Annotated in this window: 21 protein-coding genes and 1 riboswitch; of the genes, 10 read left to right on the top strand and 11 right to left on the bottom strand. The window is 67.0% G+C overall.

Going from position 1 to position 25,084, the window contains the following annotated elements; genetic code table 11:
* Window positions 1–93 precede the first annotated feature (93 nt).
* Both dusB and MG068_RS03205 read left to right on the top strand, forming a co-directional pair.
* Window positions 94–1,089, top strand: a complete 996-nt coding sequence (dusB, locus tag MG068_RS03210) for a tRNA dihydrouridine synthase DusB (RefSeq protein ID WP_107431466.1) — start codon at window positions 94–96, stop codon at window positions 1,087–1,089.
* A 174-nt stretch (window positions 1,090–1,263) separates the two neighbouring features.
* A complete protein-coding gene (locus MG068_RS03205; RefSeq protein WP_005408109.1) occupies window positions 1,264–2,091 on the top strand; it encodes a class I SAM-dependent methyltransferase in 828 nt (275 codons plus the stop codon).
* Between the two features lie 75 nt (window positions 2,092–2,166).
* Here MG068_RS03205 and MG068_RS03200 read toward each other — a convergent pair whose 3' ends face one another.
* The 4 genes from MG068_RS03200 to olsF all read right to left on the bottom strand — a co-directional run bounded on the left by MG068_RS03200 (window position 2,167) and on the right by olsF (window position 7,095).
* On the bottom strand, window positions 2,167–3,234 hold the full coding sequence (locus MG068_RS03200) for a metal-dependent hydrolase (protein WP_132809228.1): 1,068 nt from the start codon (window positions 3,232–3,234) through the stop codon (window positions 2,167–2,169).
* Window positions 3,235–3,368: 134 nt separating this feature from the next.
* Complete coding sequence (locus MG068_RS03195; protein WP_132809226.1) at window positions 3,369–4,331, bottom strand: IS110 family transposase; 963 nt, start codon at window positions 4,329–4,331, stop codon at window positions 3,369–3,371.
* Window positions 4,332–4,582: 251 nt separating this feature from the next.
* Window positions 4,583–5,383 (bottom strand): UDP-2,3-diacylglucosamine diphosphatase, encoded by an 801-nt coding sequence (locus MG068_RS03190; RefSeq protein ID WP_032129692.1) that lies wholly within the window; start codon window positions 5,381–5,383, stop codon window positions 4,583–4,585.
* Entirely contained in the window at window positions 5,380–7,095 is a 1,716-nt protein-coding gene (gene olsF / locus MG068_RS03185; protein WP_132809224.1) for a bifunctional ornithine lipid synthase OlsF, read from the bottom strand. The genes MG068_RS03190 and olsF overlap by 4 nt, the downstream gene beginning before the upstream one ends.
* A 335-nt stretch (window positions 7,096–7,430) precedes the next feature.
* On the opposite strand from olsF, the gene metK reads away from it, so the two are divergent.
* On the top strand, window positions 7,431–8,642 hold the full coding sequence (gene metK, locus MG068_RS03180; RefSeq protein WP_010481882.1) for a methionine adenosyltransferase: 1,212 nt from the start codon (window positions 7,431–7,433) through the stop codon (window positions 8,640–8,642).
* Window positions 8,643–8,780: 138 nt separating this feature from the next.
* Window positions 8,781–9,287 (top strand): acyl-CoA thioesterase, encoded by a 507-nt coding sequence (locus MG068_RS03175; RefSeq protein WP_049399791.1) that lies wholly within the window; start codon window positions 8,781–8,783, stop codon window positions 9,285–9,287.
* Window positions 9,288–9,403: 116 nt separating this feature from the next.
* On the opposite strand, the gene ppc is transcribed toward MG068_RS03175, so the two are convergent.
* Window positions 9,404–12,115 (bottom strand): phosphoenolpyruvate carboxylase, encoded by a 2,712-nt coding sequence (gene ppc, locus MG068_RS03170; RefSeq protein WP_132811103.1) that lies wholly within the window; start codon window positions 12,113–12,115, stop codon window positions 9,404–9,406.
* Between the two features lie 172 nt (window positions 12,116–12,287).
* Complete coding sequence (locus tag MG068_RS03165; protein WP_132809222.1) at window positions 12,288–14,804, bottom strand: S9 family peptidase; 2,517 nt, start codon at window positions 14,802–14,804, stop codon at window positions 12,288–12,290.
* A gap of 120 nt (window positions 14,805–14,924) precedes the next feature.
* A riboswitch (S-adenosyl-L-homocysteine riboswitch) is annotated at window positions 14,925–15,008 on the top strand.
* A gap of 36 nt (window positions 15,009–15,044) precedes the next feature.
* Here MG068_RS03165 and ahcY point away from each other — a divergent pair.
* The 3 genes from ahcY to MG068_RS03150 all read left to right on the top strand — a co-directional run bounded on the left by ahcY (window position 15,045) and on the right by MG068_RS03150 (window position 17,746).
* Complete coding sequence (gene ahcY, locus MG068_RS03160; RefSeq protein WP_132809220.1) at window positions 15,045–16,490, top strand: adenosylhomocysteinase; 1,446 nt, start codon at window positions 15,045–15,047, stop codon at window positions 16,488–16,490.
* A gap of 279 nt (window positions 16,491–16,769) precedes the next feature.
* Complete coding sequence (ybaK, locus tag MG068_RS03155) at window positions 16,770–17,243, top strand: Cys-tRNA(Pro) deacylase (RefSeq protein ID WP_132809218.1); 474 nt, start codon at window positions 16,770–16,772, stop codon at window positions 17,241–17,243.
* Entirely contained in the window at window positions 17,243–17,746 is a 504-nt protein-coding gene (locus tag MG068_RS03150) for a hypothetical protein (protein WP_132809216.1), read from the top strand. The genes ybaK and MG068_RS03150 overlap by 1 nt, the downstream gene beginning before the upstream one ends.
* On the opposite strand, the gene MG068_RS03145 is transcribed toward MG068_RS03150, so the two are convergent.
* Window positions 17,743–18,357 carry an energy transducer TonB gene (locus MG068_RS03145; protein WP_165929921.1) on the bottom strand — a complete coding sequence of 205 codons (615 nt, stop codon included), beginning with the start codon at window positions 18,355–18,357 and terminating at the stop codon, window positions 17,743–17,745. The genes MG068_RS03150 and MG068_RS03145 overlap by 4 nt on opposite strands.
* 109 nt (window positions 18,358–18,466) lie before the next feature.
* On the bottom strand, window positions 18,467–19,024 hold the full coding sequence (locus MG068_RS03140) for a DUF3228 family protein (RefSeq protein WP_049461613.1): 558 nt from the start codon (window positions 19,022–19,024) through the stop codon (window positions 18,467–18,469).
* A 136-nt stretch (window positions 19,025–19,160) separates the two neighbouring features.
* On the opposite strand from MG068_RS03140, the gene MG068_RS03135 reads away from it, so the two are divergent.
* Window positions 19,161–20,678: an amidohydrolase family protein gene (locus MG068_RS03135; protein ID WP_132809213.1), complete on the top strand. Its 1,518-nt coding sequence runs from the start codon at window positions 19,161–19,163 to the stop codon at window positions 20,676–20,678.
* 6 nt (window positions 20,679–20,684) lie between these two features.
* Here MG068_RS03135 and MG068_RS03130 read toward each other — a convergent pair whose 3' ends face one another.
* The 3 genes from MG068_RS03130 to MG068_RS03120 are packed head-to-tail and all read right to left on the bottom strand — an operon-like array spanning window position 20,685 to window position 23,416.
* Complete coding sequence (locus tag MG068_RS03130) at window positions 20,685–21,416, bottom strand: LytR/AlgR family response regulator transcription factor (protein WP_132809211.1); 732 nt, start codon at window positions 21,414–21,416, stop codon at window positions 20,685–20,687.
* Entirely contained in the window at window positions 21,413–22,459 is a 1,047-nt protein-coding gene (locus MG068_RS03125) for a sensor histidine kinase (RefSeq protein ID WP_132809209.1), read from the bottom strand. The genes MG068_RS03130 and MG068_RS03125 overlap by 4 nt, the downstream gene beginning before the upstream one ends.
* Before the next feature lie 24 nt (window positions 22,460–22,483).
* Window positions 22,484–23,416, bottom strand: coding sequence for an alpha/beta fold hydrolase (locus tag MG068_RS03120; protein WP_132809207.1), 933 nt, complete (start codon window positions 23,414–23,416; stop codon window positions 22,484–22,486).
* 203 nt (window positions 23,417–23,619) lie between these two features.
* On the opposite strand from MG068_RS03120, the gene metF reads away from it, so the two are divergent.
* Together metF and MG068_RS03110 are read left to right on the top strand one after the other, a co-directional pair.
* The gene (gene metF / locus MG068_RS03115) at window positions 23,620–24,447 is read left to right on the top strand and encodes a methylenetetrahydrofolate reductase [NAD(P)H] (protein WP_049399801.1); all 828 of its coding nucleotides are present in this window, start codon (window positions 23,620–23,622) and stop codon (window positions 24,445–24,447) included.
* A 40-nt stretch (window positions 24,448–24,487) separates the two neighbouring features.
* On the top strand, window positions 24,488–25,072 hold the full coding sequence (locus tag MG068_RS03110; protein ID WP_132809205.1) for a DUF4124 domain-containing protein: 585 nt from the start codon (window positions 24,488–24,490) through the stop codon (window positions 25,070–25,072).
* Window positions 25,073–25,084: the final 12 nt, after the last annotated feature.

Raw genomic sequence — 25,084 nt, 5'->3', positions numbered from 1 at the left:
TGATGCCGGTACGGCATGAGCTGGGTGCGGATCGGCCTGAACCGGACCGCGCCCGACACGGCCGTACCGCCGCCCGCGCCCTACAATGGGAGCATGCAGATCGGCCCGTACACCATTGCCCCCAACGTCGTGCTGGCGCCCATGGCCGGCGTCACCGACAAGCCTTTCCGCCTGCTGTGCAAACGGCTGGGCGCGGGACTGGCCGCCTCGGAAATGACCATCAGCGACCCGCGCTTCTGGACCACGCGCAAGTCGATCCATCGCATGGACCATGAGGGCGAGCCGGCACCGATCAGCGTGCAGATCGCCGGCACCGAGCCGCAGCAGCTGGCCGAGGCCGCGCGCTACAACGTGGACCACGGCGCGCAGATCATCGACATCAACATGGGCTGCCCGGCCAAGAAGGTGTGCAACGCCTGGGCCGGTTCGGCACTGATGCGCGACGAGCAGCTGGTGGCGCGCATCCTCGAAGCCGTGGTCAACGCGGTGGACGTGCCGGTCACGCTGAAGATCCGTACCGGTTGGGACTGCGACCATCGCAATGGTCCGGTGATCGCGCGCATCGCAGAGAACAGCGGTATCGCCGCACTGGCGGTGCACGGCCGCACCCGCGACCAGCACTACACCGGCCAGGCCGAGTACGCCACGATCGGCGAGATCAAGGCCGCACTCCGCATTCCGGTGATCGCCAACGGCGATATCGATTCGCCGCAGAAGGCCGCCTACGTCCTGAAGGAAACCGGCGTGGATGCAGTGATGATCGGCCGCTCGGCACAGGGCCGGCCATGGATCTTCCGCGAGGTGGCGCATTACCTGGCCACCGGCGAGGAACTGCCGCCGCCGTCACTGGCGGAAGTGCGCGACATCCTGCTTGGTCACCTGCATGCGCTGCATGCGTTCTATGGCGAGCCGCAGGGCGTGCGCATCGCGCGCAAGCACCTGGGCTGGTACGCCAAGGACCGGCCGGAGAATGCCGCCTTCCGCGCGGTGGTCAACCGTGCCGAAGATCCGGCCAGCCAGATCGCATTGACCACCGAGTACTTCGACCGCCTGATTGCCGGGGAACCGGCGTTGTCTTCGGCAGCCTGAGCGCGCCAGCCCCTCGTAACCCGCCCGACTGCCTTGATCCGTAGAGTCGAGCTTGCTCGACTGCTCCACACCGTAGAGTCGAGCGTGCTCGACTGGCTTTCTGAACAGTCGAGCACGCTCGACTCTACGCGCCCCTTCCATTGATCACGCTCGACGCTACAAGAGCCCGCCCCCATGACCCCGCCGATTTCCTCCCCGACCTACCTGCACGGATTCTCCGGCACCGAGCAGCAGCGCCTGATGACCCAGGCACGGCTGCTGGAATCGAGCATCTTCGGCCAGATCGACTACAGCGGCGCGCGTCGCCTGCTGGAAGTCGGCAGCGGCGTCGGCGCGCAGACCGAAATCCTGCTGCGCCGCTTCCCCGAGCTGCACGTGACCGGCGTGGACCTGAGCGAAACACAGCTGGCCACCGCGCGCGAGAACCTGGCGCGCACACCGTGGTGCAGCGACCGCTACACCCTGCAGCAGGCCGACGCCGGCGAGCTGCCGTTCGAAGCACGCAGCTTCGACGCGGCGTTCCTGTGCTGGGTGCTGGAGCACGTGCCGTCACCAGCACGCGTATTGAGCGAAGTGCGCCGCGTGCTGGCCCCGGGTTCGCCGGTCTACATCACCGAGGTGATGAATGCCTCGTTCCTGCTCGACCCGTATTCGCCGCATATCTGGCGCTACTGGATGGCCTTCAACGATTTCCAGTACGACCACGGGGGAGATCCGTTCGTCGGCGCCAAGCTGGGCAACCTGCTGCTAGCCGGCGGCTTCCGCGACGTGCACACCGAGATCAAGACCATCCACCTGGACAACCGCGAACCGGCCCGTCGCAAGACGATGATCGCGTTCTGGGAACAACTGCTGCTGTCGGCTGCCGACCAGCTGTTGCAGGCCGGATCGGTGGACGAGGAAACCGTGGAAGGCATGCGTCGCGAGTTCCGTCTGGTGCAGAACGATCCGAACGCGGTGTTCTTCTATTCGTTCGTGCAGGGCCGCGCCACGGTGTATTGATTCGGTGGAGCCACGTCATGCGTGGCTGCCTTGGCCGATGCACCCCGCCATCCACGCATGGCGTGGATCTACTGATCAATGCACGGCGCTGTGGTCGACCGCACCCGGCTGTGCTGCCGGCTCCTGCCAGATCCGCTGCCACATCGCGGCCAACCGGCGTCCGACGTCGGCGCGTGCAGCCGGGCTGCTGTAATCCACCCGCACCTGCTCGGGCGTGATCGCCCGCCACTGCCCATCAGCCTGCTCGGCCACCGCGAAGTTGAAGGTGTAGTCCGGTTCCAGCCCCATACGCAGGTCGCTCAGCACCAGCCGGCCGTCCACCACCTGCGCACGCATGAAGCCACGGTTGAACCACGTCAGCTGCTGCACCGCCGGGATGGCCTGCGCTTCGCGCAAGGCCTGCACGTTGGATGCGTGGCCTTCGAACCGCATCGGCCCGTGGTCGGCCACCAGCGAGCGGTCGCCCACCACGTAGCCGTTCGGCGTCATTGCCACCACGCGCCACAGCAGGGTGTTGAACGGCATCGGCACCGAGAAGCGCGGCGCATCGCCCAGGCCCATCGCCGCCAGGCTCTGCTGGGCAGCACGGTCGACCTGCGCCTTGGCGATCAGGCCCCAACCCAGGTATGCACTGCTGACCAGCAACGCCACACCCAGCACCTTGCCAGCCCAGGGGCGGGCGCGACCAAACCAGGCCAGCACGCAGCCCAGCAGCAGCCATACCGTGTAGCCGAGATCGATGATGAAGACACTGGAACCCATGGTCGGGTGTGGGCGCAGCGGCCACCACAGCTGGGTGCCGTAGACGGTGAACGCATCCAGCATGGGATGGGTGACCAGCGCCAGCTGGATCGCCCAGAACCAGCGCACCGGTGACTGGGCGACGCGGCCATTGCCGAAGCGCTTGAACAACCACCAGATCAGTGCCGCCACCCAAGGCAGCACCAGCAGCGAGTGGCTGAAGCTGCGGTGCTCGATCATGTTCGCCACCGGGTCGGCGGCAGTGAAGCCGAGCCACAGGGCGTCGAGGTCCGGCAGGGTGCCGAGCGCAGCACCGGCCAGCAGGGCCGCACGGCGATGTCCGGGCGGGGCGATGGCAGCAGCGACGGCGCCGCCGAGCACGATCTGGGTCAGGGAATCCATGGGCCGATGCTAGCGGCTTGCGGGCGTGCCGTCTTGATGGCACAGCCGCTCGCGCTCTTTTGTAGAGTCGAGCCATGCTCGACTGCTGTACGCGGGGCAGTCTGAGAAGAGCAGTCGAGATCCTATGTTCGTGGTCAAGCCTGCTGGAAGCAGGCTTGACCCACCTTCAGCATGGCCGGATCGAAGTCCCGGCCGCTTTTGAAGACACCCCAGGCGATCCTGGCCAGCTTTCTGGCCAGGATGTTGAAGACGGCGGTGCTGGGGTGACCGCGTTTTGACAGCTCGTCGTAGAGCGGTTGCCCCTGGCGACACCGCTTGAGCCCCATGGCGGCCATGTAGAGCATCTGGCGCAGCACTGGCGCGCCCTGTTTGGACAGCCGACGCCGTCCCGTTCTTCCGCCAGACTCGTTGGGCCGGGGATCCAGGCCGGTGCAGGCGATCCACGCGTTGGCGTTGGCCAACGGCCAGCGCGTCATGTAGTAGATCAGGTGAGCGGCGACAGCGGGGCCGATACCAGGGATGGTCAACAGGCGCTTGTAGAGCGTGCCATGCTCTCCATCGCGACCCAAGCGCTGCAGTTCGCTTTCCAGCTCGGACAGCGTCCCAGCCAGAGCGCAGAACAGATCTGACAGCTCCCCGGGGGCACTTTTGCTTACCCCGAAGGATTGCTCCAGGCGCGCGCGTGTCTTTACCAGCGTCTGCCGCTTGCGCAGCAAATCGTGCATCTGCTGCTGCTCATCGGTACGCGGTACGTATTCACGCAGGCGATCGTTCTCCTTCTTCACGTATCGGGCGATCGCTTCGGCGTCCATGGCGTCCGTCTTGCCACGCGAGCCCGTCGCCCGGCCGTAGTGCTTGATCAGACGTGGATTGATCACATAGACAACGTGGCCTGCCTGGCCAGCCATCCGAGCCAACAACTCGTAGTACCGCCCCGTCGCCTCCATGCCAATCCGGCATCGCTGGGGCAAGGTGTTGAGCCACTGGGCTATGCCGGCCCGGGTGTTGGCGATCCTGTCGCCGGCCTTGCGGTCGGCCACTGCCGGTACGAACTCCTTGGAGTCCACGTCCACGCCAATATCGAGAGAATCAGACATTTGTACGGCTCCCAGCTATCTTTAAGGGGCTGGGGTGGTACCGCACCGACGTTAGCTTGCCTACATCGACGATCCCCTTTGGGGGCCGTACGATCCTTTATCGACGTTCGTGTGCGGGATGGGGATCGCTCGACTCGTCTGTCGGCTAGTATCCGCAGATGCATGCTTGACGGTCCCTCCACCCTGGCTCCTACATACCTCGTAGGAGCCGGGAGGAACATACAAGCATGGCTCGACTCTACAAGAGTGGGTCAAGCCGCTTGCTTGATGCGCGCGCCCGGCAGTTCCACCAGGGTCTGGCCATTGTGGTCAAGCAGGCGCAGCGCGCCATCATGGTCTTCGGCCAGCGCGGTCAGGCTCTCCACCCAGTCGCCGTCGTTGGCATAGACCAGGCCATCGCGCTCGATCAGCGCGGCGCGGTGGATGTGGCCACAGACGATGCCATCCAGTCCGCGCCGCCGCACGTCGTCCAGCCCGGCCTGCACGAAGCGTTCGATGTAGCGTTCGGCCGCACCGCTGCGCTTCTTCAGGAACTCCGACAGCGACCAGTAGCGCATCCCCAGCAGCCGCCGCACCGCATTCAACGCCTGGTTGCCGGTCAGGATGCGGTAGTACAGCCAGTCACCGAACTTTTCCTGCAGGCCACCGAAGTGGGTCACGCCGTCGTACTCGTCCCCATGCGCAACGAGCAGGCGACGGCCATCGGCGGTCACATGGATGGCGCGGCGGCGCACCTGCATCGCTGGGAGCATCAGCCCGCACACGTGGCGCAGTGAAGCGTCATGGTTGCCGGGGATGTAGACGATCTCGGTCCCGGCACGGCGCAGCGCGTGCAGGGCCTGGATGACTTCGCTGTGCGACTGGCGCCAGTTGGCGCGGCGATGCGCCATCCACCACAGGTCGATGATGTCGCCCACCAGGTACAACCGTTCGCAGCGCAGCTGCGAGAGGAACCTCGCCAGCTCGGTGGCATGGCAATGACGTGACCCCAGGTGCACGTCGGAGACGAACACTGCGCGCCGGTGCGGCGACAGGTTCGCCAGCGCGCTCATGCCGGCGTCCCCGCGTCGCGCAGGTAGCGTTTGCGCTTGTTCGGCCTGATCGCGCACAGGTCCACTTCAATCAGGCCGTCGATCGAATCACTGAAGTCCGGGTCGACACCGAAGGCAAGGAAACGGGCGCCACCGGGTTCGCACAGATCGGTGTACTGGCGATACAGCGTCGGCACGCCGGTGCCGAGTGCGGCCAGGTTGGCCTTGAGCACATCGAACGCGGCACCTGCATCCAGCTCGCCGAAACTTGGCGGCGCGGCGAAGTACTGGAACGGGCGGTTCGATTCGGCCAGGCCGGCGGTACCGCTGTAGTAGCGCTGGTAGTACGCCACCAGCTGCTCGCGTGCATCGCGTGGCAGCGCTGCGCTGATCGACACGGCGCCGAACAGGTAGCGGATGCCGGGCCGGCACTGCAGGTAGGCGCCGATGCCCTGCCACAGGTAGTCCAGGCTGCGGCTGCCCCAGTAATCAGGCACCACGAAGCTGCGGCCCAGTTCCAGGCCTTCGGCGATGTGGGTGATGGCGTCGTCGGAATAGCGGAACAGCGACGCGCTGTAGAGCCCGGACAGGCCGTGCCGGGCCAGCGCGTGGGCACCACGCATGATCCGGTAGGCGCCGGCGATGCGCTGCGCGGCCGCGTCCCAGATCACGATGTGTTCGTACCGCGGATCGTAATCGTCCAGATCGCGGCTGCGCCCGGTGCCCTCGCCTACCTGGCGGAAGGTCAGCTCGCGCAGACGCCCCAGCTCCAGCAGCAGCGGCGAATCGGCGGTACAGGTCGCCAGCAGGATCTGCTTGCCGTCGGCGGTCTGGCCCAGCTGGGTCGCCGCGGCGATGCCTGCGGCCACCTGTGAAGGCGGCACCGGGGACGCCAGCGGCTCGGGGCCTGCTACAGCGGCTGCATCGCCCGCCGCCCCATTACGGCCCAGCGCATACAGCGCGCGGCGCACCGCCAGCAGCTGTGCGCCCGGGTCGCCGCCCTTGCCCAGCTGCATCGGCTCACCGATGCTCAGCCGCAGCGGACGGCCACGACGGGTGAACATCTCGCGCGCCAGCAGCGCGGTGCCCGCCGGCTTGAACAGGGTCGAGGCGCCGTAGAACAGCGCCGAGTTACGCGCCTCCACACGCACCGGCAGCACCGGCGCGCCAGCGGCACGGGCAAAGCGGACGAAACCGCGCTGCCAGCGACCATCACGGATGCCGCGCAGCGACAGCCGCGAGACCTCGCCGGCCGGGAACACGATCACGCACTGCTCGGCGGCCAGCGCCTCTTCGACGGCATGCAGGCTGCCACGCTGGGCCTTGCCACCGAGGATGCGTACCGGCAGCAGCAGGTCCTGCAGTGGCGCGATCGCCCCCAACAGGTCGTTGGCCACGATCCGCACGTCACGGCGGATGCGGCCGACCGCGTCCAGCAGGGCGAGGGCATCCAGTGCCCCGGAGGGATGGTTGGCGACGATCAGCAGGCGGCCGGTGGCCGGGATCCTGGCCAGCGCGGCCGGGTCCACCTGGTACTGGCCGTCGATGAACTCCAGGCCGGCGGCGACGAAGCTGAAGCCACGCAGGCCTGAGCTGCGCTGCAGGAAGGCTTCGATCTGGTCCAACCGCGACCAGCGACCGACGCTGCGCAGCAACGGCCGCGCCAGTTGGCCCCGGCGGCCATGGAACCAATCGGGGAAGCGTTGCTGGAGACGCTGTTCAAGTTCCTGCATGGCGGATCCACTCATGCCCGGCGGCCGGATTGGCCGACAGCCTGCGCCCGGCAGGCGGCAGCCAGATGGCGGTTTTTGGGCAGAACGATGACGGCCGCACAGCCGCTGCCGGGCGTTGTGGCCCGCGCAGTCGGGGCCGGTAGGCGCCCGCTGCGTTGTCACGCTGGTGGAACACTGGGCCTCGAGGCTGAGCCCCAATCCCGGCCGGACGGCCCCTGCCGGGCCTACGCGGGCTTAACCACCGGCAACCGGTACAGGTTCACAATGCACAGGCGGCGCACCCCGTGTATCATTCGCGCCCATCTTTCCATCCGAATCAAGGGATATTACGCCTGATGTCCAGCTATCTCTTCACCTCCGAGTCGGTCTCCGAAGGCCATCCGGACAAGGTTGCCGACCAGATCTCCGATGCGGTGCTGGACGCGATCCTGACCCAGGACCAGCGCGCCCGCGTGGCCTGCGAGACCATGGTCAAGACCGGTGTTGCCATTGTGGCCGGTGAGATCACCACCAGCGCCTGGATCGACCTGGAAGCGCTGACCCGCAAGGTCATCACGGACATCGGCTACGACAGCTCCGACGTCGGCTTCGACGGCGCCACCTGCGGGGTGCTGAACCTGATCGGCAAGCAGTCGCCGCACATCGCCCAGGGCGTGGATCGCAAGAAGCCGGAAGAAATGGGCGCTGGCGACCAGGGCCTGATGTTCGGCTATGCCACCAACGAGACCGACAGCTACATGCCGGCCGCGATCCACCTGTCGCACCGCCTGGTCGAGCAGCAGGCCAAGATCCGCAAGAAGAAGAACTCGCCGCTGTCGTGGCTGCGCCCGGACGCCAAGAGCCAGGTCACCCTGCGCTATGAAAACGGCGTGGTCTCGGCCATCGACGCCGTGGTCCTGTCGACCCAGCACGCCCCGGGCATCAAGCAGAAGGACCTCATCGAGGCCGTCCGCGAAGAGATCATCAAGCCGGTGCTGCCGGCCAAGTGGCTGCACAAGGGCACCAAGTTCCACATCAACCCGACCGGCAAGTTCGAGATCGGCGGCCCGGTGGGCGACTGCGGCCTGACCGGCCGCAAGATCATCGTCGATACCTACGGCGGCTGGGCCCGTCACGGTGGTGGTGCCTTCTCCGGCAAGGACCCGTCCAAGGTCGATCGTTCGGCGGCCTACGCTGCCCGCTACGTGGCCAAGAACGTGGTTGCCGCCGGCCTGGCCGACCGTTGCGAAGTGCAGGTTTCCTACGCCATCGGCGTGGCTGAGCCGACCTCGATCTCGGTCACCACCTTCGGCACCGGCAAGATCAGCGACGACAAGATCGAGAAGCTGATCCGCAAGCACTTCGACCTGCGCCCGTACGGCATCATCAAGATGCTGGACCTGGTGCACCCGATGTACCAGCAGACCGCGGCCTACGGCCACTTCGGCCGCAAGCCGAAGGAGTTCAGCTACCTCAACGGCGAAGGCGAGACCGTCAACGCCACGGCCTTCTCCTGGGAGAAGACCGACCGCGCCGCCGCCCTGCGCGCCGATGCGAAGCTGAAGTAAGAAACACGAAGGGCCGCTCACGCGGCCCTTCTGCTTCTGGTAGAGCCGGCCGCTGGCCGGCTTTTTCATGGCCTCCGGAAACAATCGCGTGATTGCCAGCCAGCGGCCGGCACAACCGGTTGCCGATACAATCGCCCCATGTCGACCGAACTGAAAACCCACCAGCTGTCCATGACCGTGCTGATGTCGCCGGAGATGGCCAATTTCTCCGGCAAGGTCCACGGCGGCGCCATCCTGCGCCTGCTCGACCAGGTCGCCTACGCCTGCGCCAGCCGTTACGCCGGCAGCTACGTGGTCACCCTGTCGGTGGACCAGGTGATGTTCCGCCAGCCCATCGCGGTGGGCGAGCTGGTCACCTTCCTGGCCTCGGTGAATTACACCGGCACCTCGTCGATGGAGATCGGCATCAAGGTGGTGGCCGAGGACATCCTCAAGCGCAGCGTGCGCCACGCCAACAGCTGTTTCTTCACCATGGTGGCCGTGGACGAGGAAGGCCGGCCGACGCCGGTGCCGTCGTTGCAGCCGGTCACGTCGGACGAGAAGCGCCGCCAGGCAGCCGCATTGATCCGCCGCCAACTGCGCCAGGAAATGGAGCAGCGCCATCTGGAACTGCTGGCGTCGAACCCGCCGTCGCCGGAAGAGTGAGGTAGTGCCGGCCGCTGGCCGGCAACCTCGCGCGTGCTGCCGAACATCATGAGGTTGCCGGCCAGCGGCCGGCACTACCATTTCGAATTCGCCGGACCACGCCCGGCGGATGCATTTCACCCGGTGTTCTGCACACCCTGCGAAACACCGTTCACGCAGGCCACCAGCGCGCGCAGCAGCTCGTCATCCTCGCGCCCGCTTTCGCGCCAACGCTGCAGCAGATCCACCTGCAGCACGCTGATCGGATCGACATAGGGATTGCGCAGACGGATCGACAGCGACAGCCGCGCATCGTGGTCGAGCAGCGTCTGCTGGTCCATCAGCGCCAGCAGCCAGTGCCGGGTCAGTTCCAGTTCGCGCTGTACCTGCGGGAAGAAGCGCCCGTGCAGGTCGCCCGACAACAGCGAGAACTGCTCGGCAATGGTGATATCCCCCTTGGACAGCACCATCGCGATGTCGTCCAGGAAGGTACGGAAGAACGGCCAGTCACGTGCCATCTCGCGCAGCGTCTGCTCGTGACCAGCATCGACCGCCGCCTGCAGTCCGCTGCCCACGCCATACCAGCCGGGAATGACGGCACGCGCCTGGCTCCAGGCGAACACCCACGGAATCGCACGCAGGTTGCCCAGTGCTGCGTCCTGACCGAGCCGGCGCGACGGACGCGAACCCAGCGTCATCCGCTCGATCACATCGATCGGTGTCGCCGTGCGGAAGTAGTCCATGAAACCAGACTGGCCGACGAAGGCGCGGTACACCTCGCTGCTGGCCGATGACACCACGTCCATCACCGGTCGCCACTCATCCTCGCGGGGTTCGGCGGCACGCGGGCGCAGGCTGGCGCGCAACACCGCACCCGTAGCCTGTTCCAGCGAGCGCAGCGCCAACGCACGGATGCCGTATTTGCGATGGATCACTTCGCCCTGCTCGGTCACCCGCAGGCGGCCATCAATGCTGCCGCGTGGCGAGGCATCGACCGCGTGCGTGGTCTTGCCACCTCCACGGCTGATCGAACCACCACGGCCATGGAAGAAGGTCAGGCGGATGCCGGCCTCGGCCGCCACCTCCAGCAGTTCCACCTGCGCGCGCTGCAGGCCCCAGCGCGAGGCGGCGATGCCACCGTCCTTGCTGCTGTCCGAGTAGCCCAGCATCACCATCTGCACGTCGTCGCGTGCTTGCAGGTGCGCGCGATAGATCGGGTCGGCCAGCAGGTCACGCAGGGTCGCGGTGCCGCGCTTGAGATCATCCACCGTCTCGAACAGCGGTGCGATATCCAGCGGTACTGATCCGTTCTCTTCCACCAGGCTGCCACGGCGTGCCAGCGCCAGCACCGCGAGCACGTCGCTGCGGTCGTGCGCCATCGAGATGATGTAGCTGCCCAGCGCATCGCTGCCATGCCGCGCACGCGCATCGGCCAGCGCGGCGAACACCGCATCCAGCCGCTGGTTGCCCTCGTCGTCGCCCTTCGGCAACCGTGCCTCACCACTGGCATGCGGTGCCAGCAGGCGCGCGCGGCCCAAGGCATCCAGGCCCTCCCACGCCGTGTCGCCGCCCAGCACCGTCGCCAGCGCACGCGCATGCACGCTCGATTCCTGGCGCACATCCAACCGCGCCAGATGGAAGCCAAAGGTCTTCACCCGCCACAGCAGGCGCTGCACGGCAAAACCACCAGCGTGCTCGCCACGGTTCGCAAGCAGGCTGTCGAGGATCAGCTGCAGGTCGTCGATCAGTTCGGCGGGGCCGGCGTAGGCGCCCTCGCCATCGTCCAGCGTCGCCTGCAGGCGTGCGCGCATGCGGTCGTTGAGCAGGCGGTACGGCATATCGGCGTGGCGCGGGCGCGACTGCACCTGCGGCAGCAGCTGCTGGTACTGCACCACGCGCGCCTGCAGCGCATCGCTCACCCCTACCCGCTCGGTGGACTGGCTGAGCAGGCTGGCCAGCTGCAGCAGTTCCTTCTGGTAGCGCCCGAGCACCGCCTGCCGCTGCGCATCCAGCGTGTTGCGGATGGTGGTGGCATCCACGTTCGGGTTGCCGTCCATGTCGCCGCCCACCCACGTGCCGAAGCGCAGCAGGCGCGGCAGCGGCAGTTCTTCGCCATAGGTATCGCGCAACGCCTGCTGCAGCGATTCGTACAGCACCGGAATCACCCGGTACAGCACCTGCACCAGATAGAAGCCGACGTGCTCGCGTTCGTCATCGACGGTGGGCCGCACCGGCGAGGAATCGGTGGTCTGCCACGAAGCGGTCAATGCCATGCGGAAGCGAGCGGCATCGGCGGCGGCCTCGCCCGGCGTGCGCTGGCCGTCGAGGTTGTCGACCAGGCTGGCCACCATCAACTGCTCTTTTTCCAGCAGCGCGCGGCGTACCGCTTCGGTCGGGTGTGCGGTGAACACCGGTTCGATGTCGATGCGTGGCAGCCACTGCGCCAGCTCGTCCAGGCCCACCCCCTGTGCCTTCAGGTGCTGCAGCGCATCCTGCAGGCCATCGGGCTGCGCCCCGGCGGTACCGCCACGCTGGTAGTCACGGCGACGGCGGATGCGATGCACGCGCTCGGCGATGTTGACCACCTGAAAGTAGGTGCTGAAGGCCCGCACCATGGTTTCTGCCTGCTGCGGCGTGCGTCCGGCCAGGCCATCGGCCAGCTCCGACAATGGAGCTTGATTCTCACGGCGGGCGATGGCGCGGGTGCGCACGTCCTCGACATCGTCGAGGAAGGCGGCGGATACCTGCTCGACCAGCAGGTCGCCAACCAGCGCGCCGAGCCGGCGCACATCATCGCGAAGCGGAAGATCGGGGGAAGCAAACTCGATGCTGCTGCGGTACTCGTTCATCGGCGACGCACAGGCCTCGGTCAACGGATCCAGACCCCAAGCCTATCCCAGAACGGGCATCGTGCTGCGTTGCAAAAATGGTTTCATCTGGTAGTGCCGGCCGCTGGCCGGCAACCTCAGGTCGCGTAGGTCCATGAGGTTGCCGGCCAGCGGCCGGCACTACCGGGTCACGTCAGCGCTTCTTCTTCGCCTTGCCCTGCTCGGCCGGGCCGATGGTCTGTTCCAGCCAGCGCTCGCTTTCGGCCAGCATGGTCATGATCGACTCGCGTGCACGGTAGGCATGCGATTCGTTCGGCAGCATCACCAGGCGCGCGGTACCACCCAGGCCCTTCACTGCGGCGAACATGCGCTCGCTCTGCATCGGGAACGTGCCGGAGTTGTTGTCGTCCACGCCGTGGATGAAGAGGATCGGATCCTTGATCCTGTCGGCGTAGTTGAACGGCGCCATCTTCTGGTAGACGTCCTGCGCCTGCCAGTAGTTGCGCTCCTCGGCCTGGAAGCCGAACGGCGTGAGCGTGCGGTTGTAGGCGCCGCTGCGCGCGATGCCCGCCTTGAACAGGCGCGTATGCGCCAGCAGGTTGGCGGTCATGAACGCACCGTAGGAATGGCCACCAATGGCGATGTGATCGCGATCGGTCACGCCACGGCGCACCACTTCATCCACGGCTGCCTGGGCGTTGGCCACCAACTGTTCGATGTAGGTGTCGTTCGGCTCCTTGTCGCCCTCGCCGATGATCGGCATCGACGGGCTGGCCAGCACTACATACCCCTTGGCCAGGAACGCCTGCGGGCCCCAGTAGCTGACCGCATTGAAGCGGTACGGCGAATCGGTCACCTGGCTGGCCGCAGCCGCACTCTTGAACTCGCCCGGGTAGGCCCACATCAGCAGCGGCCGCGGGCCGTCGCGCTTCGGGTCGTAGCCCGGCGGCAGCAGCAGGGTCGCGGTCAGGTCGACGCCATCCTTGCGCTTGTAGCGGATCTGCTCCTTCTGCACGCCCTTCAACTGCGGCAGCGGATGCGCGAAGTGGGTCAGCGCACGCGGCGCAGCACCGGCATCGGCCAGCGACTGCACGTAGAAGTTGGCCGGCTCGTCCGGGCTCTCGCGGCTCAGCAGCAGCGAGCTGGCCTGGCTGTCCAGCAGCGCCACCGGCAGCGCATAGCTCGGCGCCTGCGAGTGGAACAGGCGGGTTGCCTTGCCCGTGGCAACGTCGAAGCGGTCCACGAACGGACGATCGCCTTCCGGCGATGCACCGGCACCGGCCAGATACAGGCTGCTGCCATCGGCGCTGGTCTGCAGCAGCGAGCGCCCGCGGTCGTCGCTGGACAACAGCGGCCGGCCCGGATCGGAATAGCGGTCCTGTCCGTCGCGATCCCACAGCAGGCGCGGCTCGGCGCCGGCATTGTCCGGGGCAATCAGCCAGGTCCTGGTCTTGCGCGTCTTCCACCACGACTCGGTCAGCAGGGCCAGGTCGCCACGGCCCCAGTTGATGCCCACCAGACGGCTGCCGAGCTGGGCCAACGTGACCGGCGGCTTGTCGAACGGCGCAGCCTGCATCAGCACCGCATCGCGCACCTTGGCCTCCCTGTTCGGGTCGCCGCCGTCCTGGGCTTCGGCCCAGACCAGCGTGGCATCGGCATCACCACGCCAGCTGATATCGCGCACGCCGGTCACTTCAGCGTCGTTGCCGGTCGGCAAACCTTCCACCAGCGGACGCACGGCCACGGTGTGCACCAGCTTGCCGCTGGCACGGTCGATCACTTCAATACGGCGCGGGAAACTGCTCACCGGCACCACGTAGGAATACGGCCGCTGCACCGGCTGGCGCAGCACGAAGCGGCCATCCGGCGACACCGCAAAGCCCATGAAGATGCCAGCTGCGCCGATCGCGCGGGTGTTGCCATCCAGGCTGACTTCCATCGGCTGGGTGGTGGCGTAGTAATCGAACTGGCGCGCGTCGGCCTCGTTCTTCAGCAGGTCCTGGTAGGTACGGATCGACACCACGCCGCCGCCCTGGCTGGTCTGCTGCACGGCCGGGCCGGTCGGAATGCCGTCGGCGGCCGGGGCCGCACCAAGGTTGGCCGGGCGCATGAATACCACCAGGCCGCGGCTGTCCGGCAGCCACTGGTAGCCACTGCCGATCACCGTGTTCAGGCTGGCGACCAGACGACGGGCGCTGCCGCTGGCCACATCCACCAGCCACAGTTCATTGGCGCCGCTGGCGGCGTCGACCTGGTTGAAGGCCAGCCACTTCTGATCCGGCGACCACATCACGCTGGCGATCGACAGCTTGGCCGGCAGGCCGCTGATCTGCCGTTCCTTGCCGTCGGCCACGTTCATCAGCCACAGCTTCTCGCCGAAGCTGAAGCGGCTGTCGGAGAAGGTGCGCGGGTTGATGCGCAGGCCGGCCAGCTTCAGTTCCGGCTGCGCCACCACCTGGATCGACGGCAGCGACGGCATCTGCATCATCGCGGCGACATCGCGGCGTGGCGACAGGTAAAGCGAGGGCGCGCGCGGCGCGTCCACCACCGCCTGCAGCGCCGCCGACGGCAGTTCGTAGCCGTTGACGCCCTGGGCCTGTACCTGGGCGGGCTGCGGGGCCGCGGCCCAGGCCAGCGGAGCCACCGCCAGCAGTCCCATCGACAGGACCAGGCCGGTCCAGCGCCGTGTGCGGCGCGCGTGCATGCTCATCGTTCCACCTGTGTGATGCGTGAAAACACCGACCTTAACAGGCCGTGCACGCGATCCCACCTGCCGATGGTTGGGTCATCCGGATGTCACGCCGGGGCCGCGATATAATGGGGGTTCTCCCCTGCCGAGGGGCGCTGCGACCGGATCCCATGAGGCCCGGCCAGGCTCGGTAAGGTGGCTTTGTAACAACGGCGCCCGGCTAGATGCGAGCACCCGCTCGCCCACAACCGGAGCACACGAATGAACGCTGTTGCCAAGACCTTCTCCACCGAAGGTGATTACAAGATCCGCGACATCACGCTGGCCGACTGGGGCCGCAAGGAACTGGACATCGCCGAGCACGAAATGCCGGGCCTGATGTCGATCCGCCGCAAGTACCAGGCCGAGCTGCCGCTGAAGGGCGTGCGCGTGACCGGCTCGCTGCACATGACCATCCAGACCGCGGTGCTGATCGAGACCCTGAAGGACATCGGTGCCGACGTGCGCTGGGCCTCGTGCAACATCTTCTCGACCCAGGACCACGCCGCTGCCGCCATTGCCGCCACCGGCACCCCGGTGTTCGCCTGGAAGGGCGAAACCCTGGAAGAGTACTGGGACTGCACCCTGGACGCGCTGACCTTCACCCTGGCCGACGGCACCCTGACCGGCCCGGAGCTGGTGGTCGACGACGGTGGTGACGTGACCCTGCTGATCCACAAGGGCTACGAGCTGGAAAACGGCAGCGACTGGGTCAACACCGCCTCTGCCTCGCACGAAGAACAGGTCATCAAGAACCTGCTCAAGCGCGTCGCCACCGAGCGCCCGGGTTACTGGGGCCGCGTGGTCAAGGATTGGAAGGGCGTCTCCGAAGAGACCACCACCGGCGTGCACCGCCTGTACCAGCTGGCCCAGGCCGGCACCCTGCTGATCCCGGCGATCAACGTCAACGACTCGGTCACCAAGAGCAAGTTCGACAACCTGTACGGCTGCCGCGAGTCGCTGGCCGATGGCCTGAAGCGCGCGATGGACGTGATGCTGGCCGGCAAGGTGGCCGTGGTCTGCGGCTACGGCGACGTCGGCAAGGGCTGCGCGGCCTCGCTGCGTGCCTACGGCGCGCGCGTGATCGTCACCGAGATCGACCCGATCTGCGCCTTGCAGGCGGCGATGGAAGGCTATGAAGTCAACACCATCGAATCGACCCTGGGCCGTGCCGACCTGTACGTCACCACCACCGGCAACAAGGACATCATCCGCATCGAGCACCTGAGCGCGATGAAGGACCAGGCCATCGTCTGCAACATCGGCCACTTCGACAACGAGATCCAGGTCGATGCGCTGGTGTCGTTCGCCGGCATCAAGCACGTCAACATCAAGCCGCAGGTGGACAAGTACATCTTCCCGAACGGCAACGCGATCTTCCTGCTGGCCGAAGGCCGCCTGGTGAACCTGGGCTGCGCCACCGGCCACCCGAGCTTCGTCATGTCCAACAGCTTCGCCAACCAGACCCTGGCACAGATCGACCTGTGGGCGAACAAGGACAGCTACGAGAAGAAGGTCTACCTGCTGCCGAAGAAGCTGGACGAAGAAGTGGCCCGCCTGCACCTGGAAAAGATCGGCGTGAAGCTGACCACCCTGAGCCAGGAACAGGCCGACTACATCGGCGTGCCGGTGGAAGGCCCGTTCAAGCCGGACCACTACCGCTACTGATGCCTGCGCGGTGCCGGCCAGCGGCCGGCACTACCGGTGCATGCAACACACGGAACGGGCGCCTTCGGGCGCCCGTTCTGCGTTCGCGTGTGGCCGTACACCACGTATCCACGCATGGCGTGGATCTACTGATCGTCCGGCCCCAGTAGATCCGCGCCATGCGTGGATATCCCCCAGCCAACCCACAGTAGATCCACGCCATGCGTGGATGTTCCCCACCGGAGCGGGAACAATAGCCTCGGTCAAGGCAACACCCCTGCCCCGCGCTAGGATGCCCCCATGACTCCGGCCATCAACCTGCTCAAGCGCGAGAAGATCGCCCACACCGTGCGCAGCTACGTGCACGACGCGCACGCCGAATCCTATGGCGGCGAAGCCGTCGACAAGCTCGGCCTCGACCCGGCCCAGGTGTTCAAGACCCTGTTGGCCAGCACCGAGACCCACGAACTGCTGGTAGCGATCGTGCCGGTGGCCGGCCAGCTGGACCTGAAGGCGCTGGCCGAAGCGGCCGGCTGCAAGAAGTGCGAAATGGCCGCGGCCGATGCCGCACAGCGCGCGACCGGTTACCTGGTCGGTGGCATCAGCCCGCTGGGGCAGAAGAAGCGCCTGCGCACCTTCCTGGACGCCAGCGCGCAGGCATTGCCCGCGCTGCATGTCAGCGCCGGTCGCCGCGGCCTGGAAGTGGAACTGGCACCAGCCGACCTGCAGCGATTGACGGCCGGCCACTACGCCGCCATCGGCAAGTCACGCTGATGCGCTGGCCGTGGTCTGCAGTACCGATACCCCGGCTCGACGATGCACAGGCCGATGTGCTGCTGCAGGACCTGTTGTCGCGCGATGCAACGCGCATCACCGATGCCGCGCGTACGGTCGCTCGGCTGTTCAACGCCTCATCGTTGGACGCGCTGGTCGCGCATGTGGATACGATCGAACGCAGCTGCCAAGGCATCGCCCTTGGCGGCATGCTGATCAGCAACCAGGCGCACCTCAAGGCGGCCCTGCAACGGCTGCGCTACTGGCAGGCACGCGAAGGCTGCCTGTGCGCGCTCTACCCATCCTATGTGTTCTTCAGCCCCGAGCCGCTGCTGGAACAAGGTCACGTGCAGCTGCGTGCACGGGGCGAAGCGGAGGACGGCTGGGGCGAATGCTACCGGCTGACATGCACCTGCTGCGCGCAGCAATGGAGCGCGACCGAGCGCGAATACCACTACACCTGGTGGGAGTGGAAGCCCGAGCCCGCCCTGCAGACGCCCTAGTTGAGCTTGAACGTGACCGTGCCGCGTATCAGGCTCATGCTTGGTGCCTTGCCTGCCGCTTCACGCTCGTAGCGCCAGTCACGCGCGTGCTTGAGCGCCGCCGCATCGAGCAGCGGGTAGCCGCTGGATCGGGACAGGATGATCGCCTGGGTCTTGCCCTGCGCATCCAGCAGCAGCATCAGCTCGACACCTCCCTGCTGGGCCTCGCGCATGGCGGCCGCAGGATACGTCGGGACCGACGAAAGTCGCCGCTGGTGCCAGCCTCCTTCCCGGGCAATCAACGGCGTGCTGGAAGAGAGTGGGCAACGTGCAGGCATCTGCAGGTCGAAGCCTGCAGCCCCTTGCGAAGGCCGGGTGGTGGCTGGCGCACCACAGGCGATCGCAGACACGCTCTGCAGCAACGACTGCTGACGCGAAAGCGCTGCAGCGTCATCCGCTTCCACATGGAACGTGCAGCGCCCCGACGTTGCCTGCGCCTGCAGTGAACCCACGCCGGCATCACGGATCGGCGTCACGTCGGACAGGGCCCCACAGGCGGCGCCTGCATCGTACTTTGCTGCCGAGCCTTCACTTGCGGCCAGCAGACCTGCGGCGACCCATGCAAACGGCATCCAACTGCGAACATCCATCCCTGTGCTCCCTGCGTTGATTCACTGCCATGGTAGCGCCCCGCTGCAATCCTCCCTGTTCACATGCCGACTGTCCGGCCGCAGCGTGGGCTCACGGCCGCCAGTTGGCGTTGTTCTCCCAGAACGCCACCGAGCGCTGGTAGGCCTCGCGATCCAGCGGCACACCGGAACCGCCCTCCTCCACGCCCAGTGCATTGCGCATCATGGTGATCGGCGCCATCGGTACCTCTTCGGGCTCGGAGGTATAGATGCAACCGACGATGCCCCAGTCGGCTTCGATCGGTGAACCCTCCTTCGCCAGCTGCCCGGCGCTGTACAGGATCACCACCAGGTAGTTCGCGCGCGGTGATTCCACGCCCTCGAACCAGCGCACCAGCACCGGCAGTTCCTCGCGGTTGCGCGCCTCATAGCCGCTGCGCAGCTGGTGGCGGTTGGCGTCGGTGACCGGCACCGTCAGGCAACGCGTGCTGGTCCAGTTCTCGTAGACGAACAGTTTGCAGAACGGCGCGTAGCCGTCGAGCACCTTCAGTGGCGCGTGCGCATTGAGGTGTGCCTCGAACTGCTCGGCAGTACAGTCCTGGATGGTGTTGCCACGCGGCACGCGCGGGAACAGGCGGGGACGGGCGAAATCGGTGAGGACGATGGACATGGCGTGGCGTGGTCAGGAGTTCCACCGCACAGGGTAACCGCCCCGGAGGCAGGCAGGGTCGGATGCCGATGGTCACTGGCGCCCGCGTCCGGCTTGCAGCACTCTGCAGGCGACCCAATGCAAGGATCGCCGGCTCATGGATGCAGCACACGCCTTGCCCCGTTCCGCCCGCCGTCGGCGATGGCCGATCGCCCTGGCCGTCCTCCTGCTGGCGCCGCCATTGCTGTTCACCGCCGCCCTGCTCTGGCCGCTGTCGGCACCGCCGTTGCCCGAGCCGGGCAACAGCCGCATGATCGTCAACGCGCGGGTGGTGGACGTCGCGCGCGGCCAGGTCAGCGAACCCACCACAGTGACAGTGCGCAACGGCACGATCACTTCCATTGGCGAAGCTCCACGGGACACCGCGTTGCCGGTGCTCGATGCCGGTGGCCGCTGGCTGCTGCCCGGTTTCTGGGACATGCACACCCATGCACTGCAGTTGTCGCCGCAGCTGCAGTTCCCGCTGATGCTGGCCAACGGCATCACCGGCACCCGCGACATGATGGACTGCCCGCAGGCCACCGATCCGCTGATCGCCTGCGTGGCCGACAAGCGTCGCTGGACCGCACAGGCCATTGCCGGGCAGCAGGTTGCACCGCGCTTCGTGCAGATCGCCAGTTTCTACTTCGAGGATCCATCACTCGCGCCGGAGGCCGCCGCCGAGCGTGCACGCACGTACAGCGCGCGCGGTGTCGACGCGTTGAAGGTCTACAACCAGCTGCGTGCGGACACCTACCAGCGGCTGGCCACCGAGGCGCAGCAGCTGCGCCGTCCGTTGATCGGCCACCTGCCCAAGGCCGTGCCTCTGGACGCCGCGGTGCGGGCGGGCCAGCGCAGCTTCGAGCATGCCCATCTGTTCGTACGCCACTGCTTCGACAACGCGGCGGCGTGGCGCGGTGGCACGCTCGACAGCGAGGATCCAACCGCGCTGGCCGAACGCATGGTCGGCGGCTACCAGCCCGCGCTATGCAACGAGGCGTTCGGTGTGATGCAGGCCAGCGGTGCCGCGTTCGTACCCACCCATGTCACCCGCGAAGAGGATGCGCGTGCGCGCGACCCCGCCTTCATCAACGATCCACGTCTGGCCTATCTCGATCCACTTTCGCGCTGGGCATGGCGCGATGATCTGACGGCCACCACCGAACGCTATCCTGGCCTGCGCGGCGAAGACGCGTTGAAGGCGTACTTCGAGCATGGACTGGCCCTCACCGGTGCCGCGCATCGTGCCGGCGTCACCGTGCTGGTCGGCACCGATACCGGGCTGGGTGGCTTCCGCTATCACGAGGAACTGCAGTGGCTGCGCCAGGCAGGCCTGAGCCAGGCCGACGTGCTGCGCGCGGCAACGCTGCACGCGGCGCGTCATCTGGAGCTGCAGGCATCGCATGGCAGTGTCGAGGTCGGCAAAGCCGCCGACCTGGTATTGCTCGACGGCAACCCGCTGCAGGACACCGCCAACACCCGTCGTGTGCACGCGGTGCTGCTGGCCGGGCACCTCTACGACCGCCCGCGGCTGGATGCGCTGCTGGCCTATGCGCGCAAGCAGGCACGTTCACCGGCGGTGATGGCACGCCTGCTATGGGGCTTCATCACCAGCCCCGTCAGTGCCGAGCTGTAGCGGCAGCTACAACGCCATCCGTTCACGCAGTTCACGCGCCTGCCGGCGCGACACCTCCACCTCGCTGCCGTCGTCCAGTGCCAGGTCATAACCATCAGCGATGCTGGGCGTCACGCCTCGGATACGGCGCAGGTTGACCAGCGTGTTGCGGTTGGCACGGAAGAACAGATCCGGCGGCAGACGTGATTCCAGCGCACTCAGGCTGCGGGTCAGCAACGCGTTCTGGTCGCGGAACCACAGCCGCGTGTAGTTGCCATCCACCACCAGCCGGCGGATCTCCGAGACCGCGACGAACCAGCAGCGTTCGCCCTCGCGCACGAACACCTGGTCCTGCGCGCCCAGCGTGCTGCGCGGCTCCGGTGTTTCGCCCGCCACCACCTCGCGCTGGCGCGCCCGCTGCAACGCTTCCAGCAAGCGCGGTGCCTCGACCGGCTTCACCAGATAGTCCAGCGCATTGGCCTGGAACGCGCGCACCGCGTAGGTGTCGTAGGCAGTAACGAAGATCACCGCCGGCACCGTCTCCAGTCCATCCAGCACATCGAAGCCGCTGCCGGAGGGCATCTGCACATCCAGCAGCACCAGGTCCGGCGCCAGTGTGGCGATCGCCTCGCGCGCGGCCGGCACATCGTCGGCCTCGCCCACGCACTGCACCCACGGCAGCGCCGACAACAGCGTGCGCAGCTCCTGCCGCGCCAGCCGCGCATCATCAACGATCAATACGCGCAGCACGCCACTCATTGCGGAATCTCCAGCAGGGCCTGCATGCGGTCGCCGACCGGCTGCAGGGTGAAACGACCTTGCGTACCGAGCTGCGCACGCAGGTAGGCCAGGCCGACGCCATGCCCAGGGGTGGGCTCGTTGGCGCTGCCCAGCGGATTGTCCACCTGCAGGCGCAGCACGTCATTGTCCAGCGTGGCACGGATCCGCACCTCGCCGCCGCCGGGGCGGCTGGCGATGCCGTGCTTGATCGCGTTCTCCACCAGCAGCTGCAACGCCATCGCAGGCAGCTGCGCCTGCATGGCATCGGCATCGATCTGCTGCCGCACCTGCAGGCGCTGCTCGAAGTGGATGGCCTCGATGGCCAGATAGTCGTCGACCACCGCCAGTTCCTCGGCCAGCGTGACCTGCTCGCTGCGGTTGTGCGCCAGCGCCTGGCGCAGCGTGCGCGACAGGCGGGTGACCATGTCGCGCGCACGCTCAGGATCTTCCAGGATCAGCGCACGCAGGTTGTTCAGCGCATTGAACATGAAGTGCGGGTTGAGCCGCGCACGCAGCGCATCGCGTTCCAGCGCAATGCGCTCGGCTTCGGCGCGCAGGCGGGCCAGTTCCGCCCCGCGTATCCGGCGCAGGCTGTGCAGGCTTGCCCAAAGCGCTGCCCACAGGGCCAGCATCACCGCAGTGGTGTACCAGTAGAGCAGCAGCGCCTTGGGGCTGAAGTCGGCCGTCTGCCGCCCCAGGCTCACCCAGTTCCAGGCCAGCGCCGAGTGCAGCGCGATGTTCACCAGCAGCTGCGCCACTGCCGCGCCCAATGCCACCGACAGCGCCAGCCGCAGCAACAGCCCGGCCGTTCCGCGCGCCCACCAGTCTGCGCGCAGCGCCAGCGCGCGGATGGCACCGCTGCATCCGAACAGGGCCAACGCCAGGCCCAGCGTGATCAACACGCCTGCGCTTCCGGCATCGCTGAAATAGGCTTGGCGCAGGCCGATTCCGGCAACGCCATAGAGCGCCCATACCAGCGCATTGAGCAGCCAGAAGCGTACCGTCGAGGAGGAATCCGGCATGTCCATTCCGAGGCGTGTTGAAACTCAGTGGTGGCGGTCGAGGAAGGCCTGCACCTGTTCCTGCAACCAGCGCGGATCATCCCACATCAGGAAGTGGAAACCCTGCGCGCTCATCGCGATCTGTACGCCCTGCAGTTTCGCGTACTGCGACTGGAACACCGCCCGGGTGCCGTCCTCGGTGCCACCCATCGGCTGGTAGCCGGCCCAGCTGCCCAGCACCAGCGTCGGTGCGGTGATCGAGGCAATGCTGTCACGCAGGTCAGTGGTCATCACCGCATGCATGGCATCGGCCGTGGTCTGGCGATCGCTGTCTTCGCCCCAGCGGCCCAGTTCAGCCTGGCGCTGAGTATCGTGGGTCATCCCCGGCAGGCCCGCCTTCAACTGCGCCTGCCATTGCGCGGCGCCGGCGGCCAGCATGCCCTTGCGCAGCCGGTCGGCCATCGGCCGCACGCTGTCAGCGGTGGCCTTCGGGTCACGCGCGGCCGGCAGGAATGGCAGGGCGTCAACCACCACCAACGCGCTGACCGCCTTCGGCTCGGCCTGCGCCATCTGCAGGCCCAGCAGGCCACCGAGGCTGTGGCCAACCACCACCACCGGCCCCAGGTGCTGGTCATGCAGGTAGGCCAGCAGCTGCCCGCGCATCGCCGGCAGGAACTCGGCCGGGCGCGGATCAGCGGCTGCGGCGCCCGCAAAGCCGGGCAGCTGCACCAGATGGCACTGCACATCCTTCAGGGCCAGGCAGGTCTCGCGCCACACCTCGGCGCTGCTGTTGAGACCGGGGATCATGAGCAGCGGGCGGCCCTTGCCGACCACCTCGACCTGCACCTTGCCCGCCGCCGGGGCGCTGGCGCTGGCGGCGTGCGCCGAGCCGGAACCGAGCACGGCCATCGCCATGCCGATCATCGCCAGCCGGGCCAAGGCCTTCATTGCATACCAGGGTGCCAGGAAGATCTTCATCGTCTGCTCCTTCGTCGGGTGGGTGTTGCCGGGATGGGAACAGCGTGCCGCCGGCCATGGCACCCGGGGGGCGATTTCGGAGCAGCGGCCGATCGCCGGGGCGAACGGTCGCAGGCGGCTGACGATATACGCCCGCAGAAATTGACAACATCCATCTTGATGAAGCGATATACTAATCCGCACCCGCCGCTGCCGCCCGTGCCATGACCGCCATCAGCTTCGAGTTCTATCCGCCCAAGACCGACGAACAGCGCAGCCAGCTGGACCGCGCCGCGGCCAGGCTGAAGGACTACGGTCCCGAGTACGTGTCGTGTACCTTCGGCGCCGGTGGCTCGACCCTGAGCTATACCTCCGAGACCGTGCGCCATCTCAACCAGCACCATGGCTTCGATGCCGCACCGCATCTGTCCTGCGTCGGCGGCACCCGTCAGGAAATCCGCGAGCTGCTCAAGCTGTATCGCGCCATCGGCTGCCGCCGCCTGGTCGCGCTGCGCGGCGATCTGCCGTCGGGCATGGGTTTCCCCGGTGACATGCGCTATGCCGCCGAACTGATCGACTTCATCCGCGCCGAGCACGGCGATGCGTTCCATATCGAAGTGGGCGCGTACCCCGAAACGCACCCGCAGGCTTCCGACGCACTGGCCGACCTGAAGCATTTCAAGGCCAAGATCGACGCCGGTGCCGATGCGGCGATCACCCAGTACTTCTTCAACCCTGATGCCTACTTCCATTTCGTCGACGAAGTGCGGCGGCTGGGCGTGCAGGTACCGATCACGCCCGGCATCATGCCGATCGCCAACTTCAGCCAGCTGCGCCGCTTCTCCGAACAGTGCGGTGCGGAGATCCCGCGCTGGATCAGCCGCAAGATGCAGGCCTATGGCGATGATGCAGAGTCGGTGCGTGCATTCGGCACTGAAGTGGTGGCCAAGCTGTGCCAGCGCCTGATCGAAGGCGGCGCACCCGGCCTGCACTTCTACACCTTGAACCTGGCCAAGCCGACCACTTCGGTGCTGAAGCTGCTGCAGGGCTGACAGCACGGCGCGCAAGCGTGATCGGCGCTACCCTGCGAGGATGATCCGGCTTTCCTTCCTGCTGTTGCTGCTGCCGCTGTGCGTTCTGTCGAGCGCCGCCCACGCACAGTCCACGCGCCTGAACCGCTGCACCGATGCCCAGGGCCAAAGCGTCTACACCGACCGGCCCTGCGACAGCCTGGGCGCGCGGTCGCGGTTGCCACCGCCTGCGCCCGCCGGCAACACCCTGCAGCGCGACACCCTGGGGGCACGCTGCCCGCGGCGGCTGAGTGAACTGGTGGACGCGCTGCGCGTCGGCATCGTCAGCAACGATGTGAATCGGCTGTCCTCACTGTATCTGTGGGGCGCGGTTTCCGATGCGGGCGCGCAGCGCATCCTCGGCCAGCTGGAATCCTTGGCGCGGCGGCCCCTGGTGGACGTGGTGCCGGTGTATCCGTCACAGGCGCTGCCGCAATCGCAGGATGAGGATCAGAGCCCTGCCGCGTTGGGATCCGACCCTGTGGCCTCTGTGGCGCGGCATCCCATCGGCCTGCGCCTGGAGCAGACCCTGCCCGGCAGCGCGTCGCGCGCTTCGACGGTGCTGGGGTTGCGGCGCCAGTACGGGTGTTTCTGGATCACGCTGTGATCCGACCCTGTT

This window comes from Stenotrophomonas sp. ASS1 (assembly GCF_004346925.1).
Taxonomy (GTDB): domain Bacteria; phylum Pseudomonadota; class Gammaproteobacteria; order Xanthomonadales; family Xanthomonadaceae; genus Stenotrophomonas; species Stenotrophomonas maltophilia_A.
Note: the sequence above shows the minus strand (reverse complement) of the source record. Positions and strands in the feature narration are given on the sequence as shown.

Excerpts from the sequence above, each read along its gene's own strand:
- MG068_RS03120 (WP_132809207.1), bottom strand. The coding sequence starts at position 23,416 with ATGAAGATCTTCCTGGCACCCTGGTATGCAATGAAGGCCTTGGCCCGG.
- MG068_RS03195 (WP_132809226.1), bottom strand. The coding sequence starts at position 4,331 with ATGTCTGATTCTCTCGATATTGGCGTGGACGTGGACTCCAAGGAGTTC.
- MG068_RS03190 (WP_032129692.1), bottom strand. The coding sequence starts at position 5,383 with ATGAGCGCGCTGGCGAACCTGTCGCCGCACCGGCGCGCAGTGTTCGTC.
- MG068_RS03140 (WP_049461613.1), bottom strand. The coding sequence starts at position 19,024 with ATGTCCATCGTCCTCACCGATTTCGCCCGTCCCCGCCTGTTCCCGCGC.
- metF (WP_049399801.1), top strand. The coding sequence starts at position 23,620 with ATGACCGCCATCAGCTTCGAGTTCTATCCGCCCAAGACCGACGAACAG.
- MG068_RS03110 (WP_132809205.1), top strand. The coding sequence starts at position 24,488 with ATGATCCGGCTTTCCTTCCTGCTGTTGCTGCTGCCGCTGTGCGTTCTG.
- ahcY (WP_132809220.1), top strand. The coding sequence starts at position 15,045 with ATGAACGCTGTTGCCAAGACCTTCTCCACCGAAGGTGATTACAAGATC.
- metK (WP_010481882.1), top strand. The coding sequence starts at position 7,431 with ATGTCCAGCTATCTCTTCACCTCCGAGTCGGTCTCCGAAGGCCATCCG.
- MG068_RS03150 (WP_132809216.1), top strand. The coding sequence starts at position 17,243 with ATGCGCTGGCCGTGGTCTGCAGTACCGATACCCCGGCTCGACGATGCA.
- MG068_RS03145 (WP_165929921.1), bottom strand. The coding sequence starts at position 18,357 with ATGCCGTTTGCATGGGTCGCCGCAGGTCTGCTGGCCGCAAGTGAAGGC.
- MG068_RS03165 (WP_132809222.1), bottom strand. The coding sequence starts at position 14,804 with ATGAGCATGCACGCGCGCCGCACACGGCGCTGGACCGGCCTGGTCCTG.
- ybaK (WP_132809218.1), top strand. The coding sequence starts at position 16,770 with ATGACTCCGGCCATCAACCTGCTCAAGCGCGAGAAGATCGCCCACACC.
- MG068_RS03135 (WP_132809213.1), top strand. The coding sequence starts at position 19,161 with ATGGATGCAGCACACGCCTTGCCCCGTTCCGCCCGCCGTCGGCGATGG.
- MG068_RS03130 (WP_132809211.1), bottom strand. The coding sequence starts at position 21,416 with ATGAGTGGCGTGCTGCGCGTATTGATCGTTGATGATGCGCGGCTGGCG.
- MG068_RS03125 (WP_132809209.1), bottom strand. The coding sequence starts at position 22,459 with ATGCCGGATTCCTCCTCGACGGTACGCTTCTGGCTGCTCAATGCGCTG.
- ppc (WP_132811103.1), bottom strand. The coding sequence starts at position 12,115 with ATGAACGAGTACCGCAGCAGCATCGAGTTTGCTTCCCCCGATCTTCCG.
- dusB (WP_107431466.1), top strand. The coding sequence starts at position 94 with ATGCAGATCGGCCCGTACACCATTGCCCCCAACGTCGTGCTGGCGCCC.
- MG068_RS03200 (WP_132809228.1), bottom strand. The coding sequence starts at position 3,234 with ATGGATTCCCTGACCCAGATCGTGCTCGGCGGCGCCGTCGCTGCTGCC.
- olsF (WP_132809224.1), bottom strand. The coding sequence starts at position 7,095 with ATGCAGGAACTTGAACAGCGTCTCCAGCAACGCTTCCCCGATTGGTTC.
- MG068_RS03205 (WP_005408109.1), top strand. The coding sequence starts at position 1,264 with ATGACCCCGCCGATTTCCTCCCCGACCTACCTGCACGGATTCTCCGGC.
- MG068_RS03175 (WP_049399791.1), top strand. The coding sequence starts at position 8,781 with ATGTCGACCGAACTGAAAACCCACCAGCTGTCCATGACCGTGCTGATG.